Raw genomic sequence first — 18,083 nt, forward strand, 5'->3', positions numbered from 1 at the left:
AACCATGACAAATATCATCTTTAAAAAATCAGATTCACATTAACTTTGACACGTCATTCTACTTGATTAAATGGACTAAACACATCGATAAATAGTGCTGCGGCAATTATTTTACGATATAATACAGAAATTAATGAGCAAAGGAATTTATGTAGCTACTATGGAACCTAACAGTGGTAAATCAGTTGTGGTTTTAGGACTGATGCGCATGCTTTTAGGAAAAACAGCAAAAGTGGGATACTTTAGACCCATTATAGAGGACACCAAAGAAGGAGAACCGGATAATCATATCAATACGGTATTATCGTATTTTGAGCTCGATATAAATTACAAAAAAACATATGCTTTTACCCGAACCGAAACGCTCGATTTATACAACAAGGGCAAAGCGGGAAAAGTCATTGATGAAATCATAAAAAAGTATAAGTATCTGGAAGAACGTTTTGATTTCATTCTGGTTGAAGGCACCGATTTTTCCAATGAGAATACCAATTTAGAATTAGATATCAATATTTTAATCTCTAAAAATCTGGGACTTCCCGTGATCATAGTCGCCAATGGCCACAAGAAAACACAGGATACTATTGTGGAGAATATTCAATTTGCCTATAACACATTTAAAGAAGAAGTTGAAGTCCTTTCTATTATTACCAATAAAGTTGATCCTGACGAACTTGAGACTTTAAAACCACGTTTAACAGAACGCATTAAAACAGACGCCAATATTTCTGTTATCCCAACAGTCAAGAGTTTATCATCGCCAACGATTAAGGAAATTACAAAAGCCCTAAATGGAACTATTCTTTTTGGGGAAGATATGATTAATAATCAATCTGAAAACTTTGGGGTTGGTGCCATGCAATTACGAAATTATTTGACCCATTTAAAGGAAAACACCCTAGTCATTACCCCTGGCGATAGAGCCGATATTATCTTGGGTGCACTACAAGCCAATATTTCGAAAAATTATCCAAAAATATCAGGAATAGTGCTCACTGGCGGATTGATTCCGGAAGAACCAATCCTAAAACTCATTGAAGGTCTATCTAGTATTTCACCAATAATCAGTGTGAATGACGGTACTTTTAGTGTTACAAATTCCATAGGTAAAATTAAATCTAAAATTTATGCCGAAAACATTGAAAAAATAGAAACTTCCATCGCTACGTTTGAAAAGCATGTCGATACCGATAAACTTTCAGACGATCTAATAACCTTTGAATCTGAAGGTTTTACACCAAGAATGTTTCAATATAATTTATTGCAACAAGCCTTAAAAGACAAGAAACATATTGTGCTTCCTGAAGGTTATGACGAACGTGTTCTCAGGGCTTCGGCACGATTAATTGATGCCCAGGTGGTGGATTTAACCTTAATTGGAGATAAAGACAAAATTCTAGAACGCATAAAAAAATTAGATATTCCTCTAGATACCGAAAAAATCAATATTGTATCGCCTCAAAAATCGGAACATTTTGATGACTATGTGAATACCTTTTATGAATTGCGTAAACATAAAAATGTCAACTTGGATATGGCAAAAGATGCGATGTCTGATGTCTCTTACTTTGCCACAATGATGATTTATAAAGGTCATGCTGATGGTATGGTTTCTGGAGCTGTTCATACCACAGCGCACACATTGAGGCCTGCGTTGCAATTCATAAAAACAAAACCAGGTGTCAAAATTGTATCCTCTGTATTCTTTATGTGTTTGGAAGATCGTATTTCCATATTTGGAGATTGTGCTATAAACCCGAATCCGAATGCCGAAGAATTAGCGGAAATAGCCATATCCTCTGCCAAGACAGCTGAAGATTTTGGGATCATTCCTAAAGTAGCGATGTTAAGCTATTCCTCTGGTGCATCTGGAAAAGGTGAAGAAGTGGATAAAGTTAGAAAAGCTACAGAAATTGCAAAAGCACAAGCACCTCATCTAAAAATTGAAGGCCCAATACAATACGATGCTGCTGTAGATATGCGCATTGGAAAAAGTAAATTACCGGATTCTGAAGTGGCAGGACAAGCAAGTGTCCTCATCTTTCCAGACCTAAATACTGGAAACAACACGTATAAGGCTGTTCAAAGAGAAACGGGTGCGTTAGCCATTGGACCAATGTTACAAGGCCTAAATAAACCCGTCAATGATTTAAGTAGAGGTTGTACCACCGACGATATTTACAGTACCGTAATTATAACGGCCATACAAGCCCAACAATTTTAAACCATGCCACAAATATTAGTATTAAACTCTGGAAGTTCTTCGTTAAAATTTCAACTCTTCTCAATGCCTGATGAAACCGTTTTGTGTTCAGGATTAATTGAGCGCATAGGATTAGATGATGCAAAATTTATTTACAAAACAAAGGAACATACCATTGAAGTGGGCACACAAATAGCCAATCATAACGCAGGACTTCAATTATTAGCAAAGCAACTATTGGACGAAAAAACAGGGATTATAAAATCTGCGGATGAGATCGATATTGTGTCGCATCGTGTGGTACATGGTGGAAAGGACTTTACTAAAACGGTAGAAATCACTACAGAGGTTAAAGAAAAAATAAAAGCTTTATCTGGTTTGGCGCCATTACATAATCCTGCAAATTTGGAAGGGATTATAGTGGCAGAAGCCATTTTCAAAAAAGCCAAACAAGTCGCTATTTTTGATACCGCTTTTCATCAAACCATACCAGAACATGCTTATAAATATGCCTTGCCTATTGCGTACTCAGACCAAATAAGACTCTATGGATTTCATGGCACCAGCCATAAATATGTGAGCGAAAAGGCTATTGAGTTCTTGGATAAAAAAGAAACGAATATTATCACTATCCATTTAGGGAACGGTTGCAGTATGTCTGCCGTAAAAAACGGAATAAGCATCGATCATTCGATGGGATTTTCGCCAACAACGGGTTTAATAATGGGTACACGATCTGGTGATATTGATTCGAGTATCATTTTTTATTTAGCCGAGAAATTTGATTTGAACTTTAAAGAGGTCAACAACTTGCTTCAGAAGAAAAGTGGCATGTTAGGTTTAACTGGTCATAGCGATTTGAGGGATATACAAGAAAAGGCTAAAAAGGGAGATAAGGCTTGTTTATTGGCCCTTAAAATGAATGCTTACCGAATTAAAAAATATATTGGAAGCTATGCCGCCATTCTCAATGGTCTCGATGCTATTGTATTTACTGCTGGTATTGGAGAAAACTCAAGCTTTTTAAGAGCTTCTATATGCGAAGATCTAGACTTTTTAGGGATAAATTTAGATACTGAAAAAAATAACGCGAGACTTAACACCATTAGAGCCATTAATACTAAAGATTCTAAAGTGGAAATTTTAGTGATACCAACGAATGAAGAGTTGGAAATCGCAAAACAATCGTTTCATTTATTGAAAGAATAATTGACCAGTATAGAACCGCTCTACATCTACAATTGGAGGTTCATTAACCGATATTAAATTACCCGTTCCTCTCAGTTCGCCAGATAAGGATTGTTGCGGATTAACAAGCATATCGTTACTAGAGCGATGATAAGCAGTGACGTTCTGAGCAATTAAGTTTTCGCCCTCAAAGCGTCCTGCTCCAGCATAAAACCCAACAACCAAGCTTTCGACTTGACCTTCAATATAAAAGAATGACAGATTGTTAGACACAATTCTTAGGTTATCGGAGTTAATAGTTAATCTAAAATCACCAACTGTAAATTCGTTTTCAACATTAAAATCTTCAGAATACAGGTTTAAAGTGTCATAATTCAAAATACCATCTGAAGTTACATCGTATTGAGAAGAGGTTCTTATTTCCGTAAGATTTGGTGCTTCTATATAAATTTTTGTAATGCCATAATCTCTCACGTAATTACAGGAATTATTATCAATTAATACCAATTGAGTTCCTATAACTTCAACCTCAACATCATTGAGCAAGTTCTCACCGGTTTCAATAGTTACTTTGTATTCTGGTGCATCCTTGATAATTAATTCAATATCCCTGTTGACCAAAATACTTTCAAAACTTGAAACTGGAATCTCCTGTTGAATAATAGCTCCTGAAGTTTGAAAACAATCATTGGCATCTTCACTGTTGCAGGAGACAATTAAAAAACACAATAAGTACACTAATTTTTTCATAATCTAACACCCATTCCAAATTCAACAGCTTCTGCTTTTGCGCCATGTGACTTTAAGGTTAACGCTCCAAACATCTTTTTTCCGAAATACCTCTTCAACCCAACTCTTATATACGTTCGTCCTTCAAAATCATAAGGATAATAAACGTAATAGCCCAATTGCGATACAACGGACAATTTATTGATGAACAATTCATGTCCAACAAATATCCCGACGCGTTTGTAATCCTCATCTCCAGTAACATCCAATTCAGGATATGCAACGGATTGATAGTAAATTAGTTCTTTTAAAAAATTAGAAAAAAACACTTCAGCACCTAACTGAAGCGCACTAACATGACTTAAGCGTTTATCCGCATAAGCCGAAAAAATATAAAACGGAAATTGTTGACTTCCTATAACGTCGCTTTGGTTAATTCCAGATCTAAGGACTAAATTGTATTTGATTGTTTCGGTAAACATTTCATTATCTAAATCGCTAATGAATTCTGAATCTTCAGTATCAAGATTATACGTTAAACCTAAATTTAAAGCCAAAGTATTGATACTTGTGTTTGGTGCCTTTACATTGGCATTGGAATAATGCGTGAAGGACAAACCTGTTTGTAAACCAAAACGACTAAAGAGCCTTTCTTTTTTGTAATTCAACATTACATAAGTCGCACTTAAAATATCCGACCCAAAAGCAATATTTTTCGGATTGTTAATCTTATGGTAAGGATTGGTGTTATATGCAAGACCTTGCCCAATTCGCAACATAACATTACGATTTAAAAAGTAAAAATTATAATGTGCATATAGCGCATAATTGACGCCTAATTTTTCATTCTTAAAATCTTGATATGAAAAAGATACGCCAAAATCAGGATAATTATAGCGTTGTTCCCAAGTTTCGTTTCCATAGGTTTTTTTATTCCAACTGAAAATAAAACCTTCGGGATGACCTGTGATTAAATGTAGAATATCATTATTGTGAAGTGCGATATTGCCGCCGAAATAATTGAGGTCAAAATAAGTATGGGATGGTTTTCCTTCTTGTGCAAAAGACAACAATCCAATTAAGATAATTAAACGCGTAAGCCAGTACTTCATTTATAAATGATTGCTCGCAAAAATAGAATAATAAGTTTAGTTTTTATGGATTAAACATTAAGAAGCATCAAATAAATTAGATGACAAATAGCGATCACCTCTATCACATATAATGGCAACCACCACACCTTGATCTATAGTTTCAATAAGTTTTAATGCTGTAGCAACAGAACCACCACTACTCATCCCAGCAAGTATACCTTCTTCTTTTGCTAAGCGCTGCGTCATAAGCTTTGCTTCCATTTCGTTGATTTCTATAATCTGATCCACTTTTGACCTATCGAAAATGCTTGGTATGTATTCTGGCGACCATTTTCTGATGCCAGGAATTTTAGAACCGTCTTCGGGTTGCGCTCCAATAATTTGAATCTCTTTATTTTTTTCTTTTAGAAATGTGGACGTTCCCATAATGGTTCCAGTAGTTCCCATAGCCGAGACAAAATGAGTCACTTTTCCATCAGTGTCTCTCCAAATTTCTGGACCAGTAGTTTTATAATGGGCGCGCCAATTATCATTGTTTTCAAACTGGTTCAATAACGTATAACCTTCTTCATCGCGCATTTTAAAAGCTAAATCCCTAGAGCCTTCAATTCCAGAATCAGCCGATGTTAAGATGACTTCAGCACCATATGCGCGCATGGTTTTTACACGTTCTTCTGTAGAATTCTCAGGCATCACTAAAGCCATTTTTAAACCAAACAACTGAGCGACATAAGCCAAAGCAATACCTGTATTTCCACTTGTGGCTTCTACTAAACGGTCGCCTTTCTTTAGGTCGCCTCGTTTTAAGGCTTCAGAAATCATGTTGTAGGCAGGTCTATCTTTAACGCTTCCGCCCGGATTGTTGCCTTCAAGCTTAAAAAACAGTTTAACGTTTGGTTTAGAAACGAGATTTGTGCTTTCTACAAGTGGTGTATTTCCAATTTGGCTTAAAATGCTCATTTTTTTATTTATTTGAGATTTTTATATCGGACTTATAAGTGACAATAGAATTTTTAGGAATGGACTTGGTGATCCAAACATTAGCGCCAATTGTACTATGTTCTCCAATAATTACATCACCACCAAGAATGGTTGCATTGGCATAGATGGTTACATGGTCTAAAATTGTTGGATGCCGCTTGATGCCTTTTAGAGCTTTCTCTACTGTTATACCGCCTAAGGTCACCCCTTGATAGAGGATAACATTATCGTGAATAATTGAAGTCTCACCGATCACAACACCTGTAGCATGATCTATAAAAAACGAATTGCCTATTTCTGCGCCTGGATGAATATCGGCTCCCGTAACACCATGTGCATATTCACTTATCATTCTTGGTAAAACAGGAATATCCAATTGCCATAAAATATGACTGATTCGATACATGGTTATGGCATAAAACCCTGGATATGCCAAATACACCTCTTTTAAGCTTTTAGCTGCTGGATCATTATCGTAAGCTGCTTTGGCATCGAGGTGAAGTATGGGTTGTAATGTTTTGAGTTGAATTTTAAACTGGTTCCATTTGCTTTCACAAAGTCCGCATTCCAAAGCCTCGGAAATTTTGAAAAAAGACACTTCTATAGCATCCAACAGTAATTCTTGGCGTTCCGGAGATTCTAATACACAGTAAAACAATTCTCTCGCCAAATCTTCTACTTGCTCTTTAAATCTTAAAGGAATTTGCAATACCATATCCATAAATCTCTTTTAGGCTATTACTATTTTGAAACAGACCTATTCTTAAGATCAAATTGCAACTTATTTCAAAATAATTATCATTATTCAAAAATAAGGATTGCTTAGTTATAAAAAAAGAGATGCAATTAAGGAAACAACTGTTAATACAATTATTTGTACTAAAAATCTAAAATCGGTCTTGTACTTCTTTATTAATTTCATGTCTAAGGGGCTTTTACCAAATTGAACTGCCCATTCAAGTTGGTATTATTCAAGTGCAAATATCCAACTAAAAGCATACTCTTTTGTTAATTAAACCCTAAGAAACGGTTACCGCTATGTATAACTTTTAAGGACTAAGAACGTACTTAAGTTGGGCAAGAGATTTATACCACTTTTTTATATGATAAACCCGTTTAAAATGAGAAAACTAAGTTTTCAGACTATAATATGTTTTTATTACATTATAGCTTTAACCACGGCTTTTGGCGATTCTTTTCGAGTGCCATCAAATCCATTGATACCACTAACAGTCGTATATTTTAGAACAAATTTCTTACCTGGATTCAATCTTTTATAGGCCGATTGACACATTAAAGTCGCTTCATGAAAACCACATAGAATCAACTTCAGTTTACCTTCATAAGTATTCACATCTCCAATAGCATAAATACCAGGAATGTTAGTTTGATAATCTACCGTATCTACTTTGATCGCATTTTTTTCAATCTCAAGTCCCCAGTTTCCAATTGGACCCAACTTTGGCGATAAACCAAAAAGTGGGATAAACTCATCGGCTTCTATCAGTTCTGTTTCGCCGTCTTTAGTCACTGAAACACCTTCAATATGATTATCGCCGTGCAAGGCTGTAATTTCTGCTGGTGTAATGATGTTTATTTTGTTAATCAACTTTAATTCTTGCACACGCTCTACAGAATCCAAAGCGCCTCTAAATTCATTTCGTCTGTGTACCAAAGTCACTTCAGAAGCCACATCTGCCAAGTAAATACTCCAATCTAAAGCAGAATCTCCACCACCTGCAATCACTACTTTTTTGTTGCGATACACTTCTGGATCCTTAATAAAGTAAGCTACACCTTTATCTTCATAGTTTTCGATGTTGTCCAACTTGGGTTTTCTTGGCTCAAAACTCCCCAAACCTCCAGCAATAGCAATTATTGGTGCATGATGTTGCGTGCCTTTATTTGTAGTAACAATAAAACTGCCATCGTCTAATTTTTCGATGGTTTCGGCACGTTCGCCAAGCGTAAAACCTGGCTGGAATTGCTTGCCTTGCTCCAACAAATTTGAGGTTAAATCGCCCGCCAATATTTCAGGAAAACCAGGAATATCGTAAATTGGTTTTTTAGGATACAATTCGGAACATTGACCACCAGGTTGTGGCAAGGCATCAATTAAATGGCACTTTAATTTTAACAAGCCAGCCTCAAATACTGTAAATAGCCCTGTTGGCCCTGCTCCTATGATAAGTATATCTGTTTTGATCATGATCTATAATTTTTGTACTAATTTTTTTTGTGCAGTGTGCTTTGCTAAATCGGCTTTTTGATAAATATCTGTAAAATCAACACGTTGATTAACCACTTCCCCTATAATGATTATGGCTGGATTTGAAAGTTGTTTTTCTTCCACTATAGATTCAATAGTGGAAATTTTGCCAATACCAAACTTTTCATCTGGTCTTGTTCCATTTTGGATGATAGCGACAGCTGTTTCCGATTTCCCTTCATTAGAAAATATTTGTACAATTTCTGAAAGCTTACTCATTCCCATTAAAATCACAACCGTTGCCGTTGACTTTGCCGCTAATGCAATATCACCAGAAATTTTATGTGATTTTGTGGTTCCAGTAATGACCCAAAAACTTTCTGAAGCATTGCGTTTTGTCAATGGAATTCCTTGATAAGCTGGCACAGCAGATGATGAAGAAATACCGGGAACAACTCCTACTTCAATGGCGTATTCCCTTGCATAGTCTAACTCTTCTGCGCCACGACCAAAGATAAATGGATCGCCACCTTTTAAGCGAACCACATGTCCATATCTTAAGGCTCGTTGTACAATTAATTCATTGATTTGGTTTTGTTGATAAGCATAACATCCTTTTCGTTTTCCGACGAAAATCAATTCAGTCTTTGGCGAGGCATAATCTAGCAATTCTATATTCACAAGAGCGTCATATAAAATGACATTTGCTGATTTTATAGCTTTAATCGCCTTTACGGTAACTAGATCTACATCTCCTGGACCTGCGCCCACTATGGTTAATCTTGGTGTCATAATCTTAGTTTTATGCTACAACTTGTGCGTCTCTAAACGCTCTTACTTTTTCTAAGAATTGTTGTGCTGTATTTATATAATTGCTCGCAAAATCTTCGGTTGGCGGAAACACCTTTATTTGATAAATTAGATCCGAAAATGAGGTTCCTAAATCTATTCTTTTGGTTTCCACAAAAAGTTCATCAAACTGTTTAATGATACCAGCTTGTGTATTTGTTTTGATGTCTTCTGAAAGTAAAATGGCTTTTGCAGAATTTACCATAGAACGATAAGCTTCGTAAATGGCACCTGAATATACTTTATTGTTGTAAGCCTCTTTCGCTTCTTCAATTTTTTCGTCACTTTCCAAGAAAAGTGTCGCGATTAAATCGATGACTACACCAGCACATTCACCAATTCCGATGGCTTTTACGTACTTTTCTTCTGTTCCCCAATCAATAAAATCTTCTTGGGTCAAATTTTCAATATCTGATAAATCGGTTAGTAATTGATAAAAATACTTTTCGCCTTGTGCTTTGTAATAATCCACAAACAATTTGCCTTCGGCATTTGTTTCAAAATCATTTAAGATTCTACGTAATGCTTCTGGTCCTCTTCTACTCGGTACTTTAACTACTTTATCTGCGAAATAGGCGTTTCCATTTCCTAAATTTCCACCACCTAGAAGCACTTGAAGTGCAGGCGCAACTAATTTATCTTTAGTTCTTATAGACATGCCTTGAAATCCAATGTCAGCCATATTGTGCTGTCCACAAGCATTCATACAACCACTAATTTTTATGACTAAATCATTGTTTTCTAAATATTGTGGATATTCTGCTTTGATGACACGCTCCAACTCTTCAGCAATTCCTGTACTACTAGAAATTCCTAAATTACACGTATCAGTTCCTGGGCATGCGGTAATATCTACAGCTTTATTATAACCCGCTTCAACAAAACCTAACTTTTCCAATTCGGTGTAGAAAAAAGGCAATAAATCTTCCTTTATAAAAGGAATTAATATATTTTGTCTTAAGCTCAATCTTATTTCTCCTGCAGCATACTGCTCAACTAAATCTGCTAATAAACGGGCTTTGTCCGTGTAGAAGTCGCCTAACAAAACCTTAATACCAATGGCAACATATCCTTCTTGTTTTTGAGGAATTATATTGGTTGATTTCCATAAATTATAAGCCTTAGTGTCTTGGATCTCTACTTTTGGTACAGATACTGAAACTGGTGTTGAAGCCGTATAGTTAGATGCATCTATCGCAACGGTTTTTAACGCTATTGCATTTTGTTCTTCTTGAACCAATGCCTTAAATGCCTCTAATCCAATATCTTTTAATAAGAATTTGAGTCGTGCTTTGGCTCTACTTTTTCGTTCGCCATAGCGATCAAAAACTCTTAGAACCCCTTCCATGACAGGAATAATTTTATCTGCTGGCAAAAATTCATAAAACAAATCGGCATGTCTTGGCTGCGAGCCTAAACCTCCACCCAGCATGACTTTGAAGCCTTTAATGCCATTTTCAATTTTAGCAATAAAACCCAAATCGTGCATGTAGGACAAACCTGTATCTTCATCAGATGCCGAAAAAGATACTTTGAATTTTCTACCCATTTCTTGGCAAACTGCGTTTCTTAAAAAGAACCTGAATAAGGCATCCGCATAAGGCGACACATCGAAGGGTTCGTTAATATCAATACCAGCAGTTTCACTTGCAGTGACATTTCTTACGGTATTCCCACAAGCTTCCCTGATGGTAACCCCATCTCGTTCTAATTCTGCCCAAAGTTCTGGCGTTCGGTTTAAATCCACATAATGAATTTGAATATCTTGTCTCGTGGTTATATGCAAACGACCTCGTGAGTATTCGTCTGAAACTTCCGCGATACGTCTCAACTGATGACTCAAAACCTTGCCGTAAGGCAATTTGATTCTAATCATTTGTACGCCTTCTTGTCGCTGTCCATAAATACCCCTTGCTAAACGCAGACTTCGAAATTTTTCTTCATCCACACGTCCATTGTTGAATAGCTCAATTTTATTGGCTAAATCAAGGATATCCTTTTCTACTACTGGATTTTCTAATTCTGTTCTAAAACTTTGCATTACTAAAGCCCCTTCTAACTTCCCCAGAGGGGAAGAACTCTTACTCGGGCGAAGTAAGGATTTTGTTATTAATAATTATTGAAAGTGTATACCACATTCTCTATTAAGCAGTGCTTTTATTGGGTCGAAATAATAGTGGTTTTTTGTTAACTTATTATCCTCTATATATTGATCTAAATCGGTATCGCTCCAATAATAAAATGGACTCACTTTAAGAATGCCATCTTTACTATAACTTAAAATATCTTTCTTGTCTCTATATTCGGTTTGCCTTACCCTAATATTAGTAAACCAGATATCAGGATTTTGCTCTTTTAAGGCGCGTCTAAACGGTTCTAGCTTTACGGCTTCAGAAAAAACGGCATGATTGTCGTCCTCTAAACTCGGCAATCCTATTGTGGCGTCAATTTCTTCTTTAGTGTATAAACTTTGATATTTAAAAATATTGAGGTTATATTTTTTTATGAGACTGGAAGCATGTGCGTAAGTGCTAGGCTGATTGTATAAGGTATCGCACCAAACCACTTTAATATCCTTATCCAGTTTAGACATTGTGCTTAGCAACACCGAAGAGTATATCCCGAAACTTGTGGTCACAATTTTATTGTCAGACAATTTTAAAGCCCATGTTGCTATTTCAATAGGCGTTTTATCTCTTAATTTTTTGTTCCAAAAATCAATATCTATGTTTATCATTTACTCAATTTTATAAATCCTTTTACCCTATCGACTTAATAGGATAATACAAACATAGGACTTTTATTTAAATGAAGCACCTAATAATTCGTAAAAAATAAGCGTGGAAATTTGAGAATCTAATAATTATACCCAACGAAAATCAAAATGAATACCGATAAAATTGAAGCGATTGTCTATTTGAAATTCACCAACAACCTAAGAATAGTGTATAATCAAGTCAAAAATTAATTTTGAAATAGAAAAGAAAAAAACACGGTTTCCATCTGATATATTCTATTTATTTTGAACTCGATAAATCAGCCAAAGTGGTATTGCGGAAAATTTCAAGGGTATTATCACGAACTTCAATCATTAATTTATGTACAGCACAAGCGGTCTCATCCGGACAATCATCACACTTTTCATAAAAATTGAGGCTCACACAAGGCACCATGGCTATGGGTCCTTCTAATAGTCGCATAACTGTGGTCATTGGAATATCCTTTGGATCTTTCAGCAAATAATAGCCACCTCCTTTACCTTTTTTAGAGCCTAAAAGTCCATTTTTTCTTAAAGTCAACAATATACTTTCCAGAAATTTTTGAGAAATATTTTCAGATTTTGATATTGAAGAAATTTGAACAGGAGTACGTTCCTCCTGTCTTGCCAAGTACACCAAGGCTTTTATTCCGTATTTTGTTTTCTTTGAAAGCATTATGCTATTATAGCTATTTTAGAACAGATGTACTAATTTGTAGTTTGCTTTTTTTCTAAAGCGCCCACACCATGGGTAATATTATATTTTTACAAAAATAAGACCTAAAGGTCGCAGAAACCTAAAAATTTCCGATTAGACGCAGAAATAACTCTTCATTTCTCTTTACTTATTTAGAGTTTTTTTATTACTGGTCAGAACTATGAGGATAAAATATTAAATCATAAAAAGATGAATATAAAATTACATTCCATATAATTTTTCTACTTTTGTACCTTCAAAAGATAAGAGGAAAAATTTGATCTGATTGCAACCTCTCGTGCTGAATTTATTTCAGTACCTGTTCACAAGAACAGATCCTGAAATCAATTCAGGATAAAAAATGCTAAAGCAGTAAGTTTAGGACTTCTCTAGCGACCCAGCAATCTCAAGTTTTTTCATAATAATCATAACCTAAAAATAATAGGAATTATGCCATATTTATTTACTTCGGAAAGTGTTTCTGAAGGCCATCCAGACAAAGTTGCAGATCAAATTAGTGATGCTTTAATCGATAATTTTTTAGCTTTTGATCCTGAATCTAAAGTAGCGTGTGAAACGTTAGTCACCACAGGGCAAGTCGTACTTGCTGGCGAAGTAAAATCCAACACCTATTTAGATGTACAAAAAATTGCCAGAGATACCATAAACAAAATAGGCTACACTAAAAGTGCTTATATGTTTGACGGCAATTCTTGTGGTGTTTTTTCTGCCATTCACGAACAATCGGAAGAGATTAATCGTGGTGTAGATAGAGCCACAAAAGAAGAACAAGGTGCTGGTGACCAAGGTATGATGTTTGGTTACGCAACCAATGAAACCGAGAATTTTATGCCTTTGGCTTTAGATTTATCGCACAGTATCTTAAAGGAGTTGGCAGAATTACGTCGTGACAATAAGGATATTACCTATTTGAGACCTGATTCTAAAAGTCAGGTAACTATTGAATACAGTGATGATAATGTGCCACAACGCATCGATTCTATCGTAGTCTCTACACAGCATGATGAGTTTGATACCGATGATGATATGTTGGCTAAAATTAGAAAAGATATCATTGGGATATTAATTCCTAGAGTCATTGCTAAGTTGCCAGAACATATTCAAGACTTATTCAACGACGATATTACGTATCACATCAACCCAACAGGAAAGTTTGTTATTGGCGGACCACATGGAGATACGGGTTTAACCGGTCGTAAAATTATTGTTGATACTTATGGTGGAAAAGGCGCACATGGTGGAGGTGCATTTTCAGGAAAAGATCCAAGTAAAGTAGATCGTAGTGCAGCATATGCCACACGACATATCGCCAAAAATTTAGTTGCTGCAGGATTATGTGACGAAATTTTGGTACAGGTCTCTTACGCTATTGGTGTTGTAAAACCGATGGCCATATTTGTTGATACTTATGGTACTTGCCATTTTAATTTAACCGATGGCGAAATTGCAAAAACAGTTGAAAAATTATTTGATATGCGTCCTGCTGCTATAGAAAGTCGTCTAAAATTAAGACAACCAATGTATAGCGAAACAGCGGCTTATGGTCATATGGGAAGACAACATGAAGTGGTAAGCAAATCATTTCAACAACCCAATGGAGAGTCTATTACATTAGATGTAGAGTTGTTTACTTGGGAAAAGTTGGATTATGTAGATAAAGTGAAAGCTGCTTTTGAAATTTAGTAAAATTCATAAATTGTATATTAAAAAACACCCTAACTGTAATTGCAGTTAGGGTGTTTTTTTTTAGAATAGTTTACACAAATTATTCTTCGACTAAACTAATACTTTTTATATTATCCTTATATACACGGTCTATCAATATATGCCTAGGATCTATTGCGGCTTTAATAGGCAAGGAATCGAGTTGCATAGTAATCGACGTGTTTTCATTATTGAACTTTACACGTTTTTGACTGTACAATCGTTTTTCGTCTTCGTCCATAAAGAAACCGACATCAATCCAATCATTGATCGCAGTTTTGGTTTCATTCCCAATACTGTCCGATTTTATTTTGGAACTTTCAATTTCTAAGGTTAATTCATATTTTCCATTATCTAATTTTTTGTAATTCGCTTCTTTTAAGCGGTTATCATATAAAGTAATTTCTTTAAACCAATCTGTAATTAGGTATTGCAAAGAATCTGGAACTTGAGGCTCTAAATGTCTTATGAAATCCAAAGATGTTGGATATGGCGGTTTTTTATAGCGATACTCTTCTAAGAAATTTTTCATTGCCAAGTTAACTTTGTCCTCTCCAATATAATCTTGAAGCGCATACAGTATTGTACTCCCTTTTCCATAATGAATATAGCCTTGGTTTTCCACTTTATATAAAGGCAACTCTTTTTCACGTTCACCACTTCGTCCTCTTAAATAACGATCATGATCGTACTTAATAAACTGACGCATTTTCATTGGATTTTCTGTGATTTTTTTAAGTGTCATTAACGACGAATATTCCGCAAAACTTTCACTCATCATAGTGCCACCTTGCATATTAGCACCGATTACTTGGTGTGCCCACCATTGATGACCCATTTCGTGGGCAATTACAGCATCGACAACATTGTTCTCGGTTTCATCTTCAAGATTAATTACAAATCCAATGGCTTCAGAATAAGGCATGGTCCCTGGGAAAGCTTGAGCAAAAGAAGCGTATCTTGGGAATTCAATGATTCTGCATTGTTTATGAAAATAAGGCCCAAAATTTTCGGTATAATAGGCTAATGAACGCTCCACGGCATCTAACATCATATCAACATTCTCAGGATGTTTTTCATCATAATAGATTTCAATATCAATTCCGTTCCATCTGCGTTTTTTAATCTCATAGTCCGCTGACATAAAAGAATAAAAGTTCAATGACGGCGTATCCGTTTTATAATGGTAATAGTTTCTACCATTTTCTTCCCATTGTTTAATCAAAGAGCCAGGAGCGATAGCCGTTTGCTCTTTTATCGTAGATATAATGGTTTCAACATTGATAAAATCTGATTGTCCGTTGTTTATATAATTTCTATGGTGCAATTCGCTTATTTCCGAAGTTAACTCTGGCGTACGATCTTTGGGCGGAAGATCATATTTTTTTCGTTTATTTTTATCCGTAATTTCATAACTCTCGTTATAACCCATTGTTGGTAAAATTTCTCCGTTGTTAAAAAACGTACCATTCTTAACAATCATAGTCGGACCACGACCATTTTCAAACCCTTTGGTAATAAATTTATTGTCTACTTTCATTACCAATTTTTCTCCAGGCTCTAAAGGTGGATTCAATTGGTATATAGTGTATAAATAAGTTGTGTCTTTATAAACCGGTTGCGCATTCGGAATATTTAATTTTGTATTCCAACCTTCAGCAATAAAAAAGTGAAGTGAATCAATAGCCTGGTTTGTTTCATTGGTTAACTCCAACTCTGCTTTGACGTGAATATCTCTTTTGTTTGGAAAAATATCAATAAAATACTTAGCATTTGTAACTTTGGGATGCACAGCTTCTTTATATATACTATATTTCTTTTCAAAAGCCGCCATCAATTTTTCCGTAGTATCATCAGAACGGTAAGGGTTCAAAATCTGAGTATTGTAATAGACAAAGCCTGCGACACCAAGCCAAACGATAAACGTAATGGCAATAAAACTTCTATAACTTTTTGGGACTTCTTTTCTTGCGGTTTTTATTCGACTTAATAAGGAATTTTTAGAACCTCGGTTCCATAAAGCGCCGCCAACTAATAGCCCTAAAATTGAAAGTAGAATCCAATAGAGATTAAACCACAACGTACTTTTTAAGCCAGGCCCAAAGGCATTCATATCCGAATAATACACTGAGGCACTGCCTCCAATATTCAACATATTACTCCTAATATCTAAAATATTGAGGACGATTTCCCACACCAACAAAACCAAAACGGAAATAAAATAGCCTATATATTTATTGCTCGATAAGACTTGTATGGTTATCATAATACCACCAAAAGTGATGTATAGTGCCAAGTTTTCATAAAAGAAATCCAATAAATAAACATCTAATTCTATTCGTGTAAATCCATTCAGCAATTGATAAATTACGCCTATTAGAATAAAGAATAAATTTAAAATTGTAGTAATACAGATCAGTGACAAAGATTTTGCCGCAAGAGAAATAAAAGACGTGTGCGCCGTAGCATCTATCACTTCATTAATTTTAGAATCCCTATCACGCCAAATTAATTCACCACTAAAAAATATGAGGATAATAATGGTAAAGATATTGGTATTGTCCTTTATAGAATCAATTAATTTATAAGTGAGCGGGTAAGATTGTAAACCCATGAATTCAAAACCTTGACTCAAATCTACCACAAGAATAATGATACAAAACAGGAATAATATTTTGAAGGTGACACTTTTAACTATGCTTAAAAAATTAGTATAGAAAAAGCTTTTAAATTGAAGCCAATCGGTTGAAGCATTATATGATGGATTTAACTCTGGAAGTGTAAAAACGCTTTCGGTTTTTTCTTTAAGTGTTCTTGATTTCTTAACTTTTTTATTCTTCTTTTTGAAAGAAAAGCTGAAATAAGACAGTAATAAAATTATAATTCCAAATCCTGTCCAAATTAATCGATTCCAAAGCAAAACACCAGAAAATCCTGGGCTAATTGTATTCTTTTCAGCAGGTGTGAAATATTTAGTTTCAATAGCATAGGTATTAATTCCGAAGATGTCTGATAAACCGGCAATGGTTTCGTTATCAACATCAGACATTAATGTACCTGACACAATATAAGCTACAATAATTACCAAACCACCTACAAAGGAAATAACTGTGCTTTTCCATTTATTTGCCATTGCAAAAATTACAGTTCCAGCCAAAAACATATTTGGCAAAATGAATAGGAGATAATTATTTACAAAAGTTTCGAGATAAAAATCACCATAACGTTCCGTATCTAGCCAACCAAAAATTGAATTCATATAAGTTCCCAAAAGCATGCCAATAAACACACCAAATAAGGGTAAAGTTGAAACCAATAATGCACCAAAAAAACGGCCAAAAAAGTAACCAGATTTGCTTAAAGGTGTTGTAAAAAGAATTTCATTAAATTCATTATTATAATCTCGTAAAGCAGCATTATTAAAAAATGCCACAGCCATTAAGAGACTGAAAATACAAAATATGGTGACGTGAATAGTTATAGTATACGGCGAATTGCGATAGACATTTCCAATAGCGCCTCCAATCTGTACATTATCACTAACAGTTGCAAAGAATTCCATCAATGCCAATATAAATATGAAAATATACACCATTGGTTGCTTCAGCGTATATTTTAATTCTGATAAAAAGAATGTTTTAAACATGATT

13 protein-coding genes are annotated in these 18,083 nt (G+C 35.0%); 3 read left to right on the forward strand and 10 right to left on the reverse strand.

Annotation, left to right across the window (positions count from 1 at the left end; genetic code table 11):
- Positions 1–133 precede the first annotated feature (133 nt).
- Both pta and HM987_RS15130 read left to right on the forward strand, forming a co-directional pair.
- Positions 134–2,224: a phosphate acetyltransferase gene (gene pta / locus HM987_RS15125; protein ID WP_179008874.1), complete on the forward strand. Its 2,091-nt coding sequence runs from the start codon at positions 134–136 to the stop codon at positions 2,222–2,224.
- A 3-nt stretch (positions 2,225–2,227) separates the two neighbouring features.
- Positions 2,228–3,412, forward strand: a complete 1,185-nt coding sequence (locus HM987_RS15130) for an acetate/propionate family kinase (RefSeq protein WP_179008875.1) — start codon at positions 2,228–2,230, stop codon at positions 3,410–3,412.
- Here the strand turns inward: HM987_RS15130 and HM987_RS15135 are convergent.
- The 9 genes from HM987_RS15135 to HM987_RS15175 form a co-directional block, all read right to left on the reverse strand.
- The gene (locus HM987_RS15135; RefSeq protein ID WP_179008876.1) at positions 3,398–4,141 is read right to left on the reverse strand and encodes a head GIN domain-containing protein; all 744 of its coding nucleotides are present in this window, start codon (positions 4,139–4,141) and stop codon (positions 3,398–3,400) included. The genes HM987_RS15130 and HM987_RS15135 overlap by 15 nt on opposite strands.
- On the reverse strand, positions 4,138–5,232 hold the full coding sequence (locus HM987_RS15140; protein ID WP_179008877.1) for an acyloxyacyl hydrolase: 1,095 nt from the start codon (positions 5,230–5,232) through the stop codon (positions 4,138–4,140). Before HM987_RS15140 ends, HM987_RS15135 begins: the two co-directional genes overlap by 4 nt.
- A gap of 57 nt (positions 5,233–5,289) precedes the next feature.
- Positions 5,290–6,174 (reverse strand): cysteine synthase CysM, encoded by an 885-nt coding sequence (gene cysM / locus HM987_RS15145; RefSeq protein ID WP_179008878.1) that lies wholly within the window; start codon positions 6,172–6,174, stop codon positions 5,290–5,292.
- A 4-nt stretch (positions 6,175–6,178) separates the two neighbouring features.
- On the reverse strand, positions 6,179–6,916 hold the full coding sequence (gene epsC, locus HM987_RS15150; RefSeq protein WP_179008879.1) for a serine O-acetyltransferase EpsC: 738 nt from the start codon (positions 6,914–6,916) through the stop codon (positions 6,179–6,181).
- Between the two features lie 438 nt (positions 6,917–7,354).
- A complete protein-coding gene (locus HM987_RS15155; RefSeq protein WP_179008880.1) occupies positions 7,355–8,404 on the reverse strand; it encodes an NAD(P)/FAD-dependent oxidoreductase in 1,050 nt (349 codons plus the stop codon).
- 3 nt (positions 8,405–8,407) lie between these two features.
- Positions 8,408–9,196 carry a uroporphyrinogen-III C-methyltransferase gene (gene cobA, locus HM987_RS15160; RefSeq protein ID WP_179008881.1) on the reverse strand — a complete coding sequence of 263 codons (789 nt, stop codon included), beginning with the start codon at positions 9,194–9,196 and terminating at the stop codon, positions 8,408–8,410.
- Positions 9,197–9,206: 10 nt separating this feature from the next.
- Positions 9,207–11,294, reverse strand: coding sequence for a HEPN domain-containing protein (locus tag HM987_RS15165; protein WP_179008882.1), 2,088 nt, complete (start codon positions 11,292–11,294; stop codon positions 9,207–9,209).
- Between the two features lie 75 nt (positions 11,295–11,369).
- Entirely contained in the window at positions 11,370–11,990 is a 621-nt protein-coding gene (locus tag HM987_RS15170; RefSeq protein ID WP_179008883.1) for a phosphoadenosine phosphosulfate reductase domain-containing protein, read from the reverse strand.
- Between the two features lie 280 nt (positions 11,991–12,270).
- A complete protein-coding gene (locus tag HM987_RS15175; protein ID WP_179008884.1) occupies positions 12,271–12,687 on the reverse strand; it encodes an RrF2 family transcriptional regulator in 417 nt (138 codons plus the stop codon).
- A 471-nt stretch (positions 12,688–13,158) separates the two neighbouring features.
- Here HM987_RS15175 and metK point away from each other — a divergent pair, with 471 nt between their 5' ends.
- On the forward strand, positions 13,159–14,412 hold the full coding sequence (gene metK / locus HM987_RS15180) for a methionine adenosyltransferase (protein WP_179008885.1): 1,254 nt from the start codon (positions 13,159–13,161) through the stop codon (positions 14,410–14,412).
- An 82-nt stretch (positions 14,413–14,494) separates the two neighbouring features.
- Here metK and HM987_RS15185 read toward each other — a convergent pair whose 3' ends face one another.
- The gene (locus tag HM987_RS15185; protein ID WP_179008886.1) at positions 14,495–18,079 is read right to left on the reverse strand and encodes a M1 family aminopeptidase; all 3,585 of its coding nucleotides are present in this window, start codon (positions 18,077–18,079) and stop codon (positions 14,495–14,497) included.
- Between the last annotated feature and the right edge of the window lie 4 nt (positions 18,080–18,083).

It is taken from the genome of Winogradskyella forsetii (genome assembly GCF_013394595.1).
GTDB classification, from domain to species: domain Bacteria; phylum Bacteroidota; class Bacteroidia; order Flavobacteriales; family Flavobacteriaceae; genus Winogradskyella; species Winogradskyella forsetii.